The sequence below is a fragment of the Rhodococcus sp. BE178 genome, assembly GCF_050433545.1.
Lineage (GTDB): Bacteria > Actinomycetota > Actinomycetes > Mycobacteriales > Mycobacteriaceae > Prescottella.
Window position 1 is genome coordinate 231,206 of sequence record NZ_JBNPXA010000001.1, and the last position, 15,864, is coordinate 247,069.

A 15,864-nucleotide genomic window follows, 5' to 3' on the forward strand; every position below is an offset into this window, starting at 1 on the left:
CTCACGGCGTGCCCCCCTGCAGTTGCGTTCCGCCACCCAGCCGCGGCGACGGCGTGCCCGGAACCGTCCCGGGAGCCGCGCCACGCTGCAGATTGTCGCCGCTGAGGATGCCGAGCGGCAGGTTCAGCGTCGGTGTCTTTACGCCGGCGGTCATCTGATCGGTGATGGCCTTGCAGTTGTCGATCAGCGGCTTCATCTGCCGGCCGAGCGCCTCGAACTCCGGGTCCCCGGGCTTGAGCTTGGCGACGTCGATGAGCTTGCAGCCCAGGCCGAACGGGTCCTGCAGGTCCGGCAGGTCCACGCGCATCTGCAGCGTGCCCGACTCCGCGTCGTGCGTGTTGACCAGGTTGCTGATGGCGAGCGGAATCGTCACCAGCGCCTCCGCGAGCGAATCGCGCTGGTCGGCGACGGTCTGGGTGACCGTGGTCAGGCCCTCGATGTTGCCCTGCAGCAGTTCCCGGTTGTTCTCGACGAACCGCGCGACGTCGCCGAGCGCGAGCGAGACCTGATTGAGCGCCAGGCCCAGGTTCTCCTTCTCCCCCGCCAGGAAGCCGCTGAAGTCCGCGAGCTGGGTGTTGAATTGGCGCACCTGCGCGTCGTTGGCGGCGAGGGCACTGACGAACACCTGCAGGTTCTTGACGGTGTCGAAGATGTCGGCACGCGAGTCGGACAACGTGCGTGCCGCCGCCGACAGCTGCGTGAACGTGTTGCCGAGCGCGTCACCGTTGCCGTCGAGGTTCGCGGCAGCGGTGTCCACGAGGTTCGACAGCGCGCCGTCCTTGTTGGCGCCGTTCGGTCCCAGCGCCTCCGACAGTTCGGTCACGCTCGCGTACAGCTCGTCGACCTCGACCGGCGTGGTCGTCCGGTCACGCTCGATCGTCGCGTCGCGGGCCAGCTTCTCGCCGCCCGTGTAGGCGGGGGTCAGCTGGATGTACCGGTCGGAGACCACCGACGGCGTCACCTGGGCGGCCTTCACATCGGCCGGGATGTCGACCCCGCGGTCGACAGTCACGACCACCTGCACCTGCTCGCCCTGCGGCACCACCGAGTCGACCGAGCCGACCTTCACTCCGAGGACCCGGACGTCGGAGCCCTCGTAGATGCCGACGGACTTGTCGAAGTACGCGGTGATCCTGGTGGTGCCGGCGTTCTGGAACAGCCACCACAGGGCACCGACCGCGACGACGGCGACCGCCGCGATCAGCGCCACCGGGATCCACTTGCGGGTCCGAGCCCGCGCCTCACTCATCTCAGTTGCCCCCCAGGGTGCGCAGCGGCTCACGGTATCCGGGGATGTCCGGCAGGCCCGGCGGGGTCAGGTTGGTCACGACCGAGTCGAACCATCGTCCGTTGCCGAGCACGTTCGCGTAGATCCGGTAGAACGGCGCCGCCAGTTCGAGCGCCTTGCTCACGTTCTGCTGGTTCTGGTTGAGGATGTCGATCGCACCCTGCAACTGCGTGAGCGCCGGGGTGATCTGAGCCTCGTTGTCGGCAACCAGACCGGTGAGTTCCCGCGACAGCGTCTGGGTGCTGGTGAGCAGCCGACCGATCGCCTGCTGGCGGGTGTTGAGCTCGGCGAGCAGCGTGCCACCGTTCGCGAGCACCTTCTCGAACTCCTGATTGCGGTCCGCGAGGATCTGCGACGTCTGCTTCGTCGCCTCGAACAGCTGCTTGAGCTCCTGGTCGCGCTTCGCGACGGTCTCCGACAGCCGCGTCACGCCGTCGAGCGAGCCGCGGATCTCGTCGGGCGTGCCCGCGAACGACTGCGACAGCACCTCGAAACTCGACGCCAGCTGCGTCGTGTCGATCTCGGCGAGCGTCGTCGCGGCGTCGCCGAACGCATCGATCACGTCGTACGGCGACGTGGTGCGCTCGAGCGGGATCCGCACACGCGGATCGGCGACCTCGGTGCCCCGCGGGTCGAGCGCGAGATACTTCTGGCCGAGGATCGTCTTGATCTGGATCGACGCGGTGGTCTGGTCGCCGATCCAGGCGTCCTTCGTCTGGAACGACACGAGCACGCGGTCACCGTCGAGTTCGACGCTCGACACCTTGCCGACCTTCACACCCGCGACCCGCACCTCGTTGCCGGGCTTGAGCCCGGCCGCCTCGGAGAACTCCGCGGTGTACCGGTTCGCGGCCCCGATGATCGGCAGGCTGTCGAGGAAGAACGCCGACATGGTCGCGAGCAGGATGACGACGATGCCCAGGGCACCGGTGACCGCCGGATTGCGCTTCCTGGTCTCGTAGCTCGTCACTGGCCACCGTCCGCGTAGCACCGGGGAGCCGCGTTGGTGTAGATCGGCTGGTTGATCGTCGGCAGGTTCGACGGGATGTTCAGCTGGGGAGCTGTACCGGGACCGGCGACGACGTCGATGCCACACAGATAGAACTGGAACCACGAACCGTAGCTGCCGGCTCGACCGAGCTTCTCCATCTTGATCGGCAGGTTCGTGAGCACCTTGTTCACGTCGTCGGATCTCTCGTTGATGTGCCCGGCGAGCGTGTTGAGGCCCGCGATCGAGCCCTGGATCGACGGTCGGGTGGGCACCAGCAGGTCGGAGGTTGCGCTGGTCAGGTCCGCCAGCGACTGCACCGACTGTCCGATCACGCCGCGGTCCGCGGACAGCCCGCTCACCAGACGCTCAGTGTTGACGATCAACTGATCGACCTGTTCGTCCCGCTTGTTGACGGTGTCGAGCACGACATTGAGGTTGGTGATCAGGTCGCCGATCACCTTGTCCTTGTCCGCGATCGTGTTCGTCAACGACGCGGTGTTCGCCACTAGCTCCTCGATGGTGCCGCCCTCCCCCTGGAACACCTGGATGATCTGGTACGACAGCTTGTTGACGTCATCGGCGCTGAGCGTCTGGAACAGCGGCCGGAACCCGTTGAACAGCGTCGTCAGGTTCACTGCGGGCTTGGTGCGATCGAGTGGGATCGTGTCCCCGGCCGTCATCTTGTAGCCCTGCTGTCCGGTCCCCTGTTCGAGCGCGATGTAGCGCTGTCCGACCAGGTTCCGGAACCGGATGGTCGCGGTCGTGCTCGCGGGCAACCAGTCACGGTCCGTCACCGCGAACTCGACCTGCGCCTCACGGTCGTCGACGATCTCGATCTTGGTCACCTGGCCGACCCGGACGCCGGCGATGCGGACCTCGTCGCCCTTGTTGAGCGACGTGACATCGGTGAACCGCGCGCTGAACTTGGTTCCCCCGCTGGAACTGGTGTTCGCGATGGTCAGCGCGAGCACGCCGGTCGCGAGAATCGTCACGAGCGCGAAGATCACGAGCTTGGTGAGCGGGGCAGCCACCCCTCGCAGCTGTCGCTTCACTTGATGCTCACCTCTTTTCCACGGAGCGCGGGGGCACCGATCATGGTCGTCCAGGACGGCACGTCCTCCGGCGCGATGCCGGCGGCCTCGCCGTACACGACGGCCAACGTCTGGCGTTCGAGCGGTGACCCGGCGAACGTGGCCGGAGCGGTCGTCGCGGGCAGCACCGAGAACTGCGGAACCGCCACATCGGGAAGGTTCTGGTCACCCGCGTTGCGGGTCGGCACCTGGTACGAGCCGTCGTGGATCGAACCACCGGGGTACTGCCCGATGTCGGTGCCCAGCGGCGGCGCCTCGTAGCAGCGCGGACCGCGGGTATCGATCAGGCGCGGCTCGTCCTGGTTGGGCAGGTACCGGCCACGGGGATTGACGAGCTCGATCGTGGCGCGGGCACCCGGGTTGGGCGAGTGCTCGCCGGTGATCGCACCGGAGCGCGCCATCACGTCGGCAAAGTTCGCGAACGTGCAGCCGAAGGTCCCCGAGAACCTCGCCAGGATCTCCAGCGCCTCCCGCGAGTCGCCGGCGATGGAGATCAGCGAATCCCGGTTGGTCGTCAACAGGTCCGCGGTGCTCGATCCCGTCGCCGTCACCGACGCCATCAACGCATCGATGGAGCTGCGTTCCTGCACCACCGTGGCGTTCGTGGTGCGCAGGTTGTCGAGCGCGTCGATCAGCTGCGGCGCCGCATCCGAGTAGGTCTGGGTGAACGTCGCGAAGCTCTGCAGTCCGGCGGTCAGGTCCGGCATCCGGGTGTTGACGCCGGCGAAGATCGTGTCGAGCTGGTCGAGCGTGACCCCGAGCTGTTCGCCGCGGCCGTCCAGCGCCTGCGACAGCGCACCGAGGGTCGAGGCCAGGCTCTCCGGCGGGATGGCCTGCAGCAGCGGCAGCAGACCGTCGAGCATCTTGCCGAGCTCGACGGCGTTGCCGCTCTTGTCCTGGTAGATGGTCTCGCCGGCCGCGATCGAGTCGGGACTCGGGTTCTCCGGGATGACGAGGTCGACGTACCGCTCGCCGAACAGCGTCTTGGGCAGCAGACGAGCGGTGGTGTTGGACGGGATCAGCTCGGCCTTGTCCGGGTCGATCGCCATCACCGAGGTGACCTTGCCGTTCTCGGTCGACGCGCCACGCACCTCACCGACGATCAGACCGCGCACCTTGACATCGGCGTTGCGCGGGAGCGCGTTGCCGACGGTGTCGGTGACCAGGTCGACCTTGACGACGGGTGTGAAGGTCTTGTTGTAGCTGGCGATGGTCCCGCCGACGAACAGAGCCAGGACCAGGAAGAAGGCAACTCCCAGGACCCTGCGGCGCAGCTTCGACGTGCTCTCGATCATCCGGCCACCCTCACCGTGGTCGTCGTGCCCCAGATGGCGAGGCTCAGGAAGAAGTCCAGGACGGCGATGGTGACGATGGCGGTACGCACCGCGTGGCCGACCGCGACACCGACGCCGGCCGGGCCGCCGCGGGCATGGAAGCCGTAGTAGCAGTGGATGAGGATCAGGACGAACGCGAACACGAGCACCTTGCCGAAGGACCACAGAACGTCCTCGGGAGGCAGGAACAGATTGAAGTAGTGGTCGTACGAGCCGGACGACTGCCCGTTGAACACGGTCGAGACCACCCGCGAAGCCAGGTAGGCGGCGAGCAGGCCGACGATGTACAGCGGAATCACCGCGATGAAGCCGGCGATCATCCGGGTGGTGACGAGGAAAGGCACACTGGGCACGGCCATCACCTCGAGCGCATCGATCTCCTCCGAGATGCGCATCGCGCCGAGCTGCGCGGTGAAACCACAGCCGACCGTGGCCGACAGTGCCAGCGCCGCGACGATCGGCGCGATCTCACGGGTGTTGACATACGCCGACAGGAAGCCGGTCAGCACCGAGCTGCCGATCTGGTCGAGCGCGGCGAACCCCTGCAGGCCGACGACGACGCCGGTGAAGCCCGACATCATCACGATCACGCCGATGGTGCCGCCGATCACCGCGAGCGCGCCGCTGCCGAACGTGACCTCGGCCAGCAGCCGCAGCATCTCCTTGCGGTAGCGACGCAACGTCCGCGGCGTCCACGCAATGGCCCGTGAATAGAACGACATCTGCTCGCCGGCGTTGTCGAGCACGTCGAGCGGTTTGCGCGCCCAGCGGCGCGCACGAATCAGCGCGTAGTCGCCGCGTCCCCTCGCGATCGTCATCCGGTCATGCCCCCTTCGCCGGAACAATCTGCAGGTACACCATCGTCAGAATCAGGTTCGCGAAGAACAGGACCAGGAAGGTGATGACGACCGCCTGGTTCACCGCCTCGCCGACGCCCTTGGGGCCGCCCTTCGGCGTCAGTCCCTTGTAGGCGGCGATCACGCCGGCGATGACGCCGAAGATGGCCGCCTTGACCTCCGCGATATAGAGGTCGGGAAGCTGGGCCAGCGCCGAGAACGACGCCAGGTACGCGCCCGGAGTGCCACCTTGGAGGATGACGTTGAAGAAGTAGCCGCCGGCGATACCGACGACGGACACGAGCCCGTTGAGGAGCACCGCGACCAGGACCATCGCGAGAACGCGTGGCACGACGAGTCGCTGGACGGGATTGATGCCGAGCACTTCCATCGCGTCGATCTCCTCACGGATGGTCCGTGAACCGAGATCGGCGGTGACGGCGGAACCGGCGGCACCCGCGATCAGCAGTGCGGTCACGATCGGACTGCCCTGCTGGATGACCGCGAGCACACTGGCGGCACCCGTGAACGCTTCGGCTCCGAGCTGTTTGATGAGCGAGCCCGTCTGGAGAGACACGACGGCACCGAACGGGATGGCGACCAACGCGGTCGGCAGGATCGTCACACTGGCGATGAACCAGGCCTGTTCGATGAATTCCTTGAACTGGAACGGCCGCTTGAACGTGTTGCGAACCACGTCGACGAACAGCTGGACGATGTTGCCGGCCTGCGTCAGTGCCCCGGTGACCGGCTTCATCATCGAAGTTCGGGTGCCCCCCATCCGCCGCTCCCCTATCCGCGCTCGTACGTGGTCTGTCCCAGACCTCCGTCGTCGTACGCGGGAATCACCTGGGTAGCGGCGTCATCTTCCATGCTGGCAATGATGCTCTGCTGCGCCTCGGCCGGCAGGGTATGGAGGATCTCGCGGACGCGGGCCTGACGGCGTGCAACGGCCTGGCGGAAGGGCAGACCCGGCGTGGCCTGCATCTGCGGCACGACACCGTAGACGTCGTCGGTGCCGCCGTGGTGGTGGCCGGCGTCGACGAGCGCCTGCTCGTGCGCCATCTGCGCGTCGTCCTTCTCCTCCGACATGCCGATCGGACCGATCTTGCTGCCGTTGAGGAACTGGTGGACCACGGGCTCGTCACTGGTGAGCAGCACCTCGCGGGGACCGAACATCACGAGCTGCTTGCGGAAGAGCATGCCCAGGTTGTCCGGGACCGTGCGGGCCAGGTTGATGTTGTGCGTCACGATCAGAATCGTGGCGTCGATCTGTGCGTTGATGTCGATCAGCAGCTGGCTGAGGTAGGTGGTGCGGACGGGGTCCAGGCCCGAGTCCGGCTCGTCGACGAGGATGATCTGCGGATCGAGCACGAGCGCGCGGGCGAGGCCGGCACGCTTGCGCATACCGCCGGAGATCTCGCCCGGCAGCTTTCCCTCGGCACCGACGAGTCCGTTGAGCTCGAGCTTCTCCATGACGATCTTGCGGATCTCGGACTCGGACTTCTTGGTGTGCTCGCGCAGCGGGAACGCGACGTTGTCGTACAGGTTCATCGACCCGAACAGCGCGCCGTCCTGGAAGAGGACACCGAACAGCTTGCGGATCTCGTAGAGCTCACGCGACGAGCACTGGAGGATGTCGGTCCCGTCGATGACGATCGAGCCCTCTTCGGGCCGCAGCAGACCGATCAGCGACTTCAGGAACACGGACTTACCGGTGCCGGAAGGCCCGAGCAGTGCGCTCACCTCTCCGGCCGGCAGCGTGAGACTCACGTCCTGCCAAATCTTCTGTGAGCCGAACGACTTCGTGAGTCCCTCGACCGCTACCTCGACTCCCACCATTACCTCCTGCGTCAAGCATGTCCCCCCACCGTGGGCCCACTGTGGGTTGCGTCACTCTATCGCATCGAAGTGTTATACGTTACGGCGAATCCTACTAACGAGTAAGTAAGGTCCACAACCCGGCGATTGCGAATTCTCCGGCATCGGGCGAAGCAACGAAAGAGGGCCGCCCCGAAACGGGGCGACCCTCTTTCTGGATGCTTCGTCAGGAAGCAGCGCTGACAGCCGTCTTACTTGACGGTGATCTTCGCGCCGGCAGCCTCGAGCTTCTCCTTGGCGGCGTCGGCCGCGTCCTTGGCAACCTTCTCCAGGATCGCCTTCGGAGCGCCCTCGACGAGGTCCTTGGCTTCCTTCAGGCCCAGGCCGGAGACGACCTCACGGACGACCTTGATGACCTGGATCTTCTTGTCGCCAGCCGACTCGAGGATAACGTCGAACTCGTCCTGCTCCTCGGCAGCCTCAGCGGCAGCAGCCGGAGCGCCGGCAGCGGCAACGGCGACCGGAGCAGCAGCGGTGACCTCGAAGGTCTCCTCGAACGCCTTCACGAACTCCGAGAGCTCGAGCAGGGTGAGCTCCTTGAACTGGTCCAGCAACTCTTCGGTGGTGAGCTTCGCCATGGTGGCGGTCCTTCCTCTTAAGTCCTGTGTCGCCGATCCGCGACCGGACAGGTGGTGATGGTTGTGATGCGCAGGTGCGGATCAGCTATTCGGCAGCGGCGTCGGCGGGAGCCTCAGCGGCCCCACCTTCCGCAGCCTTCTTCTCCTGCAGCGCGGCGGCCAGACGGGCCACCTGCGAAGCGGGAGCGTTGAACAGGCCAGCGGCCTTTGCCAAGTTGCCCTTCATCGCGCCGGCGAGCTTGGCCAACAGGATCTCGCGGGACTCGAGGTCCGCGATCTGGTTGACCTGATCCACGGACAGCGCAGCGCCGTCCATGTACCCGCCCTTGATGACGAGTGCCTTGTTGTCCTTCGCGAAAGCCTTCAGGGCCTTCGCAGCGTCGACCGGCTCGCCCTTGATGAATGCAATGGCGGTCGGTCCGACGAACAGGTCGTCAAGGCCCTCGACGCCCGCCTCAGCGGCGGCACGCTTGACCAGGGTGTTCTTGGCGACGGAGTAGGTGGCACCCTCTCCGAGAGCGCGTCGCAGCTGCGTCAGACTCGTAACCGACAGACCACGGTATTCCGTGATCACGGCGGCGGACGAGTCCTTGAACTGCTCGGTGATCTCCGCAACTGCGGAAACCTTCTCAGGCTTTGCCATACTTCGCCTCCTCTCGTGACAGTCGTTGTTCCACTTCGGGCCGTGACATGCAAAACGCCCCGGTGCAGGGCACACGGGGCGTACACGAGGAGATCCATCCACCCGGCCAGGCCGAGCGCAACAATCATCCCCCACCTCGTCCTCCTGCGTGGGCCGCCGGGCTATCCCGGACCTTCAACCGATTCCATTGCTGAACTCGGTGACCAACGGTCTTTGGTAGAACATGTTTCGGGGCGGAATTCGCATCGAGCACCGAACTCCAACGAGCAGCCTAACGGAGTCGCGACTCCGACACAAAACGCGGACACCCAGCAGGGTGCATTCTGTGCGCTACTTCACATTCGGTGCCGAACGTGCCGGAGCGCTCACAATTGACCGTTGCCGACAGTTACATGTAATGAGCGGCGTCGCAGTGATGTCGGTCGCCGGAGCATGTGCCGGTTCCCTCGAACAGGTGATCGCGGCACGCGCGGCGAGGGGGGGTTCGCCGCCGCCGTGTTCCCGGCGACGCTCGCACTGATCATCAACATCTTCACCGACGTCCGAGAGAAAGCGCTCGCAGTCGCGGCGTGGACGGCAATGGCCGGATTCGCCATCGCCATCGGTCCCATCTCGGGCGGATGGCTCCTCGAGCACTTCTCGTGGCGCGAGCAGCTCATCACCGCGATGAAGACCGCGGTCCTCCAGGGCGCACATGCAGCGCCCCTCGTGGCGACCGCCTCCGTCGTGCTGTGTGCGGTCGTCGTCGCGATCTTCCTGCCGTGGGCACCGGCCCGTGGCCGCTCGACCATGCTGGCCTGGCGCCGAGACCAGGAGCGAGTCGACCACTGAAACGCCGAAGGCCGGCACAGAGAATTCTCTGTGCCGGCCTTCGGTGTCGATCAGATCGCGGAAAGTCGCGACTTACTCGCCATCCTCGAGGAGGTTGCGGGTACGGTTCGGATCCACCGGGATGCCCGGTCCGGTGGTGGTCGAAACCGTGACCTTCTTGACGTAGCGGCCCTTCGCCGACGACGGCTTCGCACGCAGGATCTCGTCCAGCGCCGCACCGTAGTTCTCGACCAGCTTGGTGTCGTCGAACGACGCCTTGCCGATCACGAAGTGCAGGTTGGCCTGCTTGTCGACGCGGAAGTTGATCTTGCCGCCCTTGATGTCCGCGACAGCCTTCGCGACATCGGGGGTGACCGTGCCGGTCTTCGGGTTCGGCATCAGGCCACGCGGTCCGAGGACGCGAGCGATGCGGCCGACCTTGGCCATCTGGTCAGGGGTGGCGATCGCGGCGTCGAAGTCGGTCCAACCGCCCTGGATACGCTCGATCAGGTCCTCGGAGCCCACTGCGTCCGCACCGGCGGCCTCGGCCTCGGCGGCCTTCTCGCCAACGGCGAACACGACGACGCGGGCGGTCTTACCGGTGCCGTGCGGCAGGTTGACCGTGCCACGAACCATCTGGTCCGCCTTGCGGGGGTCGACGCCCAGACGGACGGCAACCTCGACGGTCGCGTCCATCTTGCTCGACGAGGTCTCCTTGGCCAGCTTCGCAGCCTGCAGGGGGCTGTAGAGCGTGTCCGCGTCGATCTTCTCAGCGGCGGCGAGGTACGCCTTGCTGCGCTTTGCCATTTCTTCTGTCCTTACTTCTCACCCTGGGCTCTCGACCCGGGTGAATGGTTCAGTTGTGGTTGCGGGCCTGGCCGGCCCTCCCACAGTGGAGGATCAACCCTGCAGTGTCAGTGCAGGGCATCGCTGTGCTCAGCCCTCGACGGTGATACCCATCGAACGCGCGGTGCCGGCGATGATCTTCGCGGCTGCGTCGATGTCGTTCGCGTTGAGGTCTTCCTGCTTGGTCTTCGCGATCTCGCGCACCTGATCCATGGTCACGGTGGCAACCTTGGTCTTGTGCGGCTCGCCGGAGCCCTTCTGGACACCAGCAGCCTTGAGCAGCAGCTTGGCGGCCGGCGGGGTCTTCAGCTTGAAGTCGAAGGTCCGGTCTTCATAGACGGAGATCTCGACAGGGATCACGTTGCCGCGCTGGGACTCAGTCGCCGCGTTGTAAGCCTTGCAGAACTCCATGATGTTCACGCCGTGCTGACCGAGCGCAGGACCCACGGGCGGTGCAGGGTTAGCCTGACCAGCCTGGATCTGAAGCTTGATGAGCCCGGCGAGCTTCTTCTTCTTGGGGGGCATCTTCGTTCCTTGTTTCCTACTGGGTGTGTTTCTTGCGTACTGCGTGCAAGTGTGTGGGTCCTACAGTGCCAGGCGCGAGCCTGGCACTCGGGACCGAGCTAGATCTTCGAGACCTGGTTGAAGGACAACTCCACCGGGGTCTCGCGACCGAAGATCGAGACGAGGACCTTGAGCTTCTGCTGCTCCGCGTTGACCTCGCTGATGCTGGCGGGCAGCGTCGCGAACGGGCCGTCCATGACGGTGACCGACTCGCCGACCTCGAAGTCGACCTCGATGGTCGGCTTGGCGGCGGTCTCGGCGGCCGACTCACCGGCAGCGGCAGCAGCCGCGGCAGGCTTCTTCTGGCCCTGCTGGGGCATCAGGAACTTGACGACCTCGTTGAGGGTCAGCGGCGACGGACGCGACGTGGCGCCGACGAAACCGGTCACACCGGGGGTGTTGCGGACCGCGCCCCACGACTCGTCGTTCAACTCCATGCGAACGAGGATGTAGCCGGGCAGGATCTTCCGGTTGACCTGCTTGCGCTGGCCGTTCTTGATCTCGGTGACCTCTTCGGTGGGAACTTCCACCTGGAAGATGTAGTCACCGACGTCGAGGTTCTGGACGCGGGTCTCGAGGTTGGCCTTCACCTTGTTCTCGTACCCGGCGTAGGAGTGGATGACGTACCAGTCACCGGGTGCCCGGCGGAGCGCGGCCTTCAGCTCGGCGACAGGATCGGCAGCTTCCTCAGCGACCTCCGGAGCCTGCTCCGCGATGGCACCGTCCTCGGCCTCGTCGCCAGCAACGTCGGCGTCGTCTTCGACCTCGAGCTCGGCAGACACGCCGTCTTCGTCGGATACCGCCTCGGCCGAAACACGCTCCTCGGCCATGGCCTCGTCAGAGTCGTTCTCGGGGGTGCTCACTGGAGGCACTCTTCCTCTCGTCAATCACATCGTTCGGAAACGCCGACGGGCGTTCCCGGCTAGCCGAACAACCAGGTAATGCCCTTGGCGAAACCAAGGTCGAGGACGAAGATGAACGCCACCATGAAGGCGACGAACACAAGCACCACACTGGTGTAGGTGATCATCTGCTTGCGATTGGGCCAGATGACCTTACGGAGCTCGGCAATCACTTCGCGCAGGAAGCGTCGAATCCGCTTGAAGATGTTCTCCGTCTGCGGCTTGTCGGCCTTGCGGGACTTCGCTTCCGGAGACTTCACGGAAGTAGCAGACGACACAGCCTTGGCCGCCTTGGCGGTCTTGGCCATCTGGACCGTCTTGGCCGGCTCGGTCGATTCCGAGGTTCCCGTACGGCGCGCGGAACGCTTACCGGTGGGCTTTCCTGCTGGGGCCGCACTCGTGGGGCTCTCATCAGCAGAGACCTCGCCCTCACGGGCGTGATCGGAAGGGGCCTCAGCGCGAGAGCTCGCGTCGGCTGCAGAATCGTCGACATGGCCGGAGTCCGTAGACCCGGTAGTGCCGTCGTCGCGCTTATCGCGCTCGTCGCTCACCGTCGTTCCTCTCAGTCGCTGGCCAGTCCGGGTGCAGGGGCGACAGGACTTGAACCTGCAACCTGCGGTTTTGGAGACCGCTGCTCTGCCAGTTGAGCTACGCCCCTTTGGTCGACCGATCGAACTGATCGACCTATCTGGATTCACATGACATGCGCGCCACCCCATGCGGACTAGTTACAGCCTGTAGCAACAGCCTGTGACTTCCCCGTAGGGCAGCGCGCAGCGCCTGAGTAACCCCAGAAACTCTAGTGTACTTCAATGCACCGGAACAAACCCAATCCGCCCGGCACTCAGGCCAAACGGACCGTTGCGGTGGCCCGACCGAAGATCTTACGACCCTCCGAGCGAGCCACGATCGCGACTACTGCGGTCTTGCTTTCGGCGTCCACCGACTTGATCTTGCCGGTGAACTCCACTTCGGCAGCCTTGTCGGCCGCCACATACACCGGACTCGTGAACCGAACGTTGTATTCGGTCACGGCACCCGGGTCGCCGAGCCATGACGAGACGAACCCGCCACCCAGACCCATCGTGAGCATGCCGTGCGCCACGACGTCCGGCAAGCCGGCCAGTCGGGCCACATGGTCGCTCCAGTGGATCGGGTTGGGATCGCCCGACACGCCGGCGTAGTTGACGAGATTGCCACGGGTCAACGTGACGACGCGCTCGGGCAGTTCGTCACCGACAGTGACGTCCTCGAACCTACGGAGCGACATGCATCATCACATCCTTGACCGCGTGCGCGATATTCTCGTCGACCTCACCACCGGACCGAGCGACGAGCGTGGTCCAGGTGGTCTGGACCAGTTCACCGTTCACGTCCGAGATGATGTTCTTGGTGACGATGATGTCACTGCCCGCAGCCTGGCGGAACGATTCCAGGTAGACGTCGCAGATCAATCGGTCGCCGGCCTCGAGCGGCCTGTGGAACACGAGCCGCTGGTCGGTCTGCATGATCTGGCTGAGGTCGTAACCGGTCACGACCTCGTCGAACAGCTTGCGCTGCGCAATCATGCCTACGATCGACACGAACGTGAGGGGAGCAAGAAGGCCGTCGTATCCGAGGCCCCGTGCCGCATCCTCATCGTGATGGGCGGGGTGGTCGTCGAGCACCGCACGTGCGTACTCGCGAACCTTTTCCCGGCCGATCTCGTAGAAGTCGCTCACGCGGTAGTGATGTCCGACCATCGCTGCCGCATGCGCGGCGGGGTCGAAGGTCACTTCGGCCTCTCTCACGACTGTCTCTGTCACAGCGAATCACCCATCTGCCCTGTGGACGCAATATCGTTAGGGCAGTCTGACAGTGAACCTAACGCGCGAGCGTCGACTCCGAGAAGAAACTTACTTGGACTCGCGATGCGCCTGGTGAGTTCCGCAGTTCGGGCAGAACTTCTTCAGCTCGAGGCGATCGGGATCGTTGCGGCGATTCTTCTTGGTGATGTAGTTACGGTGCTTGCACACCTCACAGGCCAAGGTGATCTTGGGCCGAACGTCAGTCGAGGAGGCCACGGGGATGCCTTCTTTCGCGTGAATCTGATCATAGATAGATCAGGGTGGATCATTCGTCTTGTGTAGCGATGGCCGGACTTGAACCGGCGACACAACGATTATGAGTCGTTTGCTCTACCAACTGAGCTACACCGCCTCGGTGTCGAGTGTCGCGCGAAGCCGGCGACACCACAATCCAGCGAGCCCCCTGACGGAATCGAACCGTCGACCTTTTCCTTACCATGGAAACGCTCTGCCGACTGAGCTAAGGGGGCGTGGCTGTCCTGCGCATCTCTGCGCGCTGAAGCCTCCAGAAGATTACACAGACCTTCGCGCCAGTGCCAAATTTGCAGGTCAGAGCGGGTAAATCGGGGGCAAGGCGCGGCATTCACGCGCTCCGGACACGAACGGACTCCCCCGCGCGCCGCACGAGGGAGTCCGGGACGAGCCGTTCGGCGTGGTCGACGACCTCGTCAAACAGGTCCGCGAACCTGCACCCGAGGGTAGTCGGCCCTGCTCACCGCCTGTCGGCCACGCTCGCGGGCAGCGCGTCGAGCAGGACGGTCTTGGCCTCCAAGTACGGCTGCAGGCCGTCGAGCCCGCCCTCACGGCCGATGCCGGACTGCTTGAACCCGCCGAACGCGATCCCGAAGTCGGTCTTGAAGCCGTTGTGCCCGACGGTGCCGGATCGCAGCTGCCGGGACACCGCCCACGCCCGTTCGACGTCGTCGGTGAACACCGACGCGTTCAGGCCGTAGATGGTGTCGTTCGCGATCTCGACCGCGTGGTTCTCGTCATCGGCGGCGATGACGCTCACCACCGGGCCGAAGATCTCCTCCCGGGCGATGGTCGAGGCGTTGTCGACGTTGCCGAACACCGTCGGTTCGATGAAGAAGCCGCGGTCGAGGTGGCCGGGACGACCACCGCCGGTGACCAGGCGGGCACCCTCCTCACAGCCCTTCGCGATCAGACCCTCCACCTTGTCGCGCTGACGCGACATCGCGAGCGGCCCCATCTCGGTCGCGGGATCGAACGGGTCACCGACGCGGATCGCCGACATCGCGACACCCAGGGCCTCGGCGAACTCGTCGTGCCGGTGCCGGCTGACGACGATGCGGGTCAGCGACGCGCACACCTGGCCGGTCATGAGGCGTGCGGACTGCGCGATGGACGCCGCCGCGGTCGCGAGGTCGTAGTCGTCGAGGATCACGCCGGCGGACTTGCCGCCGAGCTCGAGCGTGCAGCGCGCGATCCGCTCCCCGCACAGCGACGCGATGCGGCGTCCGGCCGCGGTGGAGCCGGTGAAGGTGACCTTGTCGACGCCGGGGTTGCGCACCAGCAGCTCCGACACCTCCCGTTCGGCGGTGACGACGTTGACGACACCCGCCGGAAGTCCGGCCGCCTCCACGATCTCCGCGAACAGGTACGCCGCACCCGGAGCCTCCGGCGAGGCCTTGACGACGACGGTGCAGCCCGCGATGAGCGCCGGTGCGACCTTGTTGGCGATCAGGCCGAGGGGGCTGTTCCACGGGATGATCGCGGCGACGACGCCGACGGGTTCGCGGACCAGCAGGCCCACGCCGACCCCCGAGCCGGGCTGGTGCTGCTCGACGAACTCGTAGCTGTCGGCGAGGCTCGCGTAGTAGTCGAAGACGTCACCGGACTGCGCCGACGCATAGCTCGACACCGCGGCGAGGATGCCCATCTCGCTGGTCCAGATCCGCCCGAGTTCGCCGCTGCGCTCGCGGATGCCGGCACCGATCGCTTGGAGGTAGGGCGCGCGCTCGGCGTGGGTCATACGCGACCACGGTCCGCGGTCGAATGCCTCCCGGGCGGCGTCGACGGCTCGCGCCATGTCCTGCGCGTCGGCCTCGGCGACGGTGAGGAACACGTCCTCGGTGGCCGGGTTGACGACGTCGAACCGTGCGCCCGTCGACGGCTCGACCCAGTTGCCACCGATGAACAGCTTCCCGGGGTGCTGCACTGCCACGGACGTCTCGTTCGCGTTGATCAGACCTGTCATCGAGGATCGGGCTCCTTCGCGCATCTCGGGCACCC

Annotated in this window: 17 protein-coding genes, 3 tRNA genes and 1 pseudogene; 1 reads left to right on the forward strand and 20 read right to left on the reverse strand. The window is 65.5% G+C overall.

Annotation, left to right across the window (positions count from 1 at the left end):
- Position 1: 1 nt before the first annotated feature.
- The 9 genes from J2X34_RS00950 to rplJ form a co-directional block, all read right to left on the reverse strand.
- Positions 2 to 1,249 carry an MCE family protein gene (locus tag J2X34_RS00950; RefSeq protein WP_429515899.1) on the reverse strand — a complete coding sequence of 416 codons (1,248 nt, stop codon included), beginning with the start codon at positions 1,247 to 1,249 and terminating at the stop codon, positions 2 to 4.
- A 1-nt stretch (position 1,250) separates the two neighbouring features.
- On the reverse strand, positions 1,251 to 2,258 hold the full coding sequence (locus J2X34_RS00955; RefSeq protein ID WP_114718765.1) for an MCE family protein: 1,008 nt from the start codon (positions 2,256 to 2,258) through the stop codon (positions 1,251 to 1,253).
- On the reverse strand, positions 2,255 to 3,319 hold the full coding sequence (locus J2X34_RS00960; protein WP_429516166.1) for an MCE family protein: 1,065 nt from the start codon (positions 3,317 to 3,319) through the stop codon (positions 2,255 to 2,257). The genes J2X34_RS00955 and J2X34_RS00960 overlap by 4 nt, the downstream gene beginning before the upstream one ends.
- 8 nt (positions 3,320 to 3,327) lie before the next feature.
- Positions 3,328 to 4,665, reverse strand: coding sequence for an MCE family protein (locus tag J2X34_RS00965; RefSeq protein WP_114718764.1), 1,338 nt, complete (start codon positions 4,663 to 4,665; stop codon positions 3,328 to 3,330).
- Positions 4,662 to 5,522, reverse strand: coding sequence for an MlaE family ABC transporter permease (locus tag J2X34_RS00970; RefSeq protein ID WP_114718763.1), 861 nt, complete (start codon positions 5,520 to 5,522; stop codon positions 4,662 to 4,664). Before J2X34_RS00970 ends, J2X34_RS00965 begins: the two co-directional genes overlap by 4 nt.
- A 4-nt stretch (positions 5,523 to 5,526) precedes the next feature.
- Positions 5,527 to 6,321 carry an MlaE family ABC transporter permease gene (locus tag J2X34_RS00975; RefSeq protein WP_114718762.1) on the reverse strand — a complete coding sequence of 265 codons (795 nt, stop codon included), beginning with the start codon at positions 6,319 to 6,321 and terminating at the stop codon, positions 5,527 to 5,529.
- A gap of 11 nt (positions 6,322 to 6,332) precedes the next feature.
- A complete protein-coding gene (locus J2X34_RS00980; protein ID WP_429516167.1) occupies positions 6,333 to 7,382 on the reverse strand; it encodes an ABC transporter ATP-binding protein in 1,050 nt (349 codons plus the stop codon).
- 230 nt (positions 7,383 to 7,612) lie between these two features.
- Positions 7,613 to 7,999: a 50S ribosomal protein L7/L12 gene (gene rplL / locus J2X34_RS00985; RefSeq protein ID WP_114718760.1), complete on the reverse strand. Its 387-nt coding sequence runs from the start codon at positions 7,997 to 7,999 to the stop codon at positions 7,613 to 7,615.
- 85 nt (positions 8,000 to 8,084) lie between these two features.
- The gene (gene rplJ / locus J2X34_RS00990; RefSeq protein WP_114718759.1) at positions 8,085 to 8,642 is read right to left on the reverse strand and encodes a 50S ribosomal protein L10; all 558 of its coding nucleotides are present in this window, start codon (positions 8,640 to 8,642) and stop codon (positions 8,085 to 8,087) included.
- A 403-nt stretch (positions 8,643 to 9,045) separates the two neighbouring features.
- Between rplJ and J2X34_RS00995 the strand changes: the two are divergent.
- Positions 9,046 to 9,326 (forward strand): annotated as a pseudogene (locus J2X34_RS00995) (MFS transporter); the annotation flags it as partial.
- A 219-nt stretch (positions 9,327 to 9,545) separates the two neighbouring features.
- Here the strand turns inward: J2X34_RS00995 and rplA are convergent.
- From rplA to J2X34_RS01050, 11 genes are all read right to left on the reverse strand, one after another.
- Positions 9,546 to 10,259: a 50S ribosomal protein L1 gene (rplA, locus tag J2X34_RS01000; protein WP_114718758.1), complete on the reverse strand. Its 714-nt coding sequence runs from the start codon at positions 10,257 to 10,259 to the stop codon at positions 9,546 to 9,548.
- Positions 10,260 to 10,388: 129 nt separating this feature from the next.
- A complete protein-coding gene (gene rplK, locus J2X34_RS01005; protein ID WP_031937663.1) occupies positions 10,389 to 10,823 on the reverse strand; it encodes a 50S ribosomal protein L11 in 435 nt (144 codons plus the stop codon).
- Between the two features lie 98 nt (positions 10,824 to 10,921).
- Entirely contained in the window at positions 10,922 to 11,725 is an 804-nt protein-coding gene (nusG, locus tag J2X34_RS01010) for a transcription termination/antitermination protein NusG (protein WP_114718757.1), read from the reverse strand.
- Positions 11,726 to 11,784: 59 nt separating this feature from the next.
- Positions 11,785 to 12,315 carry a preprotein translocase subunit SecE gene (secE, locus tag J2X34_RS01015; protein WP_147283450.1) on the reverse strand — a complete coding sequence of 177 codons (531 nt, stop codon included), beginning with the start codon at positions 12,313 to 12,315 and terminating at the stop codon, positions 11,785 to 11,787.
- A 34-nt stretch (positions 12,316 to 12,349) separates the two neighbouring features.
- Positions 12,350 to 12,422: transfer RNA gene (locus tag J2X34_RS01020), tRNA-Trp, on the reverse strand.
- 186 nt (positions 12,423 to 12,608) lie between these two features.
- Positions 12,609 to 13,034 (reverse strand): (3R)-hydroxyacyl-ACP dehydratase subunit HadB, encoded by a 426-nt coding sequence (gene hadB, locus J2X34_RS01025; protein WP_114718755.1) that lies wholly within the window; start codon positions 13,032 to 13,034, stop codon positions 12,609 to 12,611.
- Positions 13,021 to 13,506, reverse strand: a complete 486-nt coding sequence (gene hadA, locus J2X34_RS01030; RefSeq protein WP_254623030.1) for a (3R)-hydroxyacyl-ACP dehydratase subunit HadA — start codon at positions 13,504 to 13,506, stop codon at positions 13,021 to 13,023. Before hadA ends, hadB begins: the two co-directional genes overlap by 14 nt.
- Before the next feature lie 153 nt (positions 13,507 to 13,659).
- Entirely contained in the window at positions 13,660 to 13,827 is a 168-nt protein-coding gene (rpmG, locus tag J2X34_RS01035) for a 50S ribosomal protein L33 (RefSeq protein WP_031937658.1), read from the reverse strand.
- 63 nt (positions 13,828 to 13,890) lie between these two features.
- Positions 13,891 to 13,963, reverse strand: a tRNA-Met gene (locus J2X34_RS01040).
- Between the two features lie 45 nt (positions 13,964 to 14,008).
- Positions 14,009 to 14,081: transfer RNA gene (locus J2X34_RS01045), tRNA-Thr, on the reverse strand.
- Between the two features lie 242 nt (positions 14,082 to 14,323).
- Positions 14,324 to 15,829 (reverse strand): aldehyde dehydrogenase, encoded by a 1,506-nt coding sequence (locus J2X34_RS01050; protein WP_114718980.1) that lies wholly within the window; start codon positions 15,827 to 15,829, stop codon positions 14,324 to 14,326.
- Positions 15,830 to 15,864: the final 35 nt, after the last annotated feature.

Bases quoted from the DNA above. Each gene is read 5' to 3' on its own strand.
- J2X34_RS00950 (WP_429515899.1), bottom strand. From the start codon at position 1,249: ATGAGTGAGGCGCGGGCTCGGACCCGCAAGTGGATCCCGGTGGCGCTG.
- J2X34_RS00965 (WP_114718764.1), bottom strand. From the start codon at position 4,665: ATGATCGAGAGCACGTCGAAGCTGCGCCGCAGGGTCCTGGGAGTTGCC.
- J2X34_RS00970 (WP_114718763.1), bottom strand. From the start codon at position 5,522: ATGACGATCGCGAGGGGACGCGGCGACTACGCGCTGATTCGTGCGCGC.
- J2X34_RS00975 (WP_114718762.1), bottom strand. From the start codon at position 6,321: ATGGGGGGCACCCGAACTTCGATGATGAAGCCGGTCACCGGGGCACTG.
- J2X34_RS00980 (WP_429516167.1), bottom strand. From the start codon at position 7,382: ATGGTGGGAGTCGAGGTAGCGGTCGAGGGACTCACGAAGTCGTTCGGC.
- rplL (WP_114718760.1), bottom strand. From the start codon at position 7,999: ATGGCGAAGCTCACCACCGAAGAGTTGCTGGACCAGTTCAAGGAGCTC.
- rplJ (WP_114718759.1), bottom strand. From the start codon at position 8,642: ATGGCAAAGCCTGAGAAGGTTTCCGCAGTTGCGGAGATCACCGAGCAG.
- rplA (WP_114718758.1), bottom strand. From the start codon at position 10,259: ATGGCAAAGCGCAGCAAGGCGTACCTCGCCGCCGCTGAGAAGATCGAC.
- rplK (WP_031937663.1), bottom strand. From the start codon at position 10,823: ATGCCCCCCAAGAAGAAGAAGCTCGCCGGGCTCATCAAGCTTCAGATC.
- hadB (WP_114718755.1), bottom strand. From the start codon at position 13,034: ATGTCGCTCCGTAGGTTCGAGGACGTCACTGTCGGTGACGAACTGCCC.
- hadA (WP_254623030.1), bottom strand. From the start codon at position 13,506: ATGGTCGGACATCACTACCGCGTGAGCGACTTCTACGAGATCGGCCGG.
- J2X34_RS01050 (WP_114718980.1), bottom strand. From the start codon at position 15,829: ATGACAGGTCTGATCAACGCGAACGAGACGTCCGTGGCAGTGCAGCAC.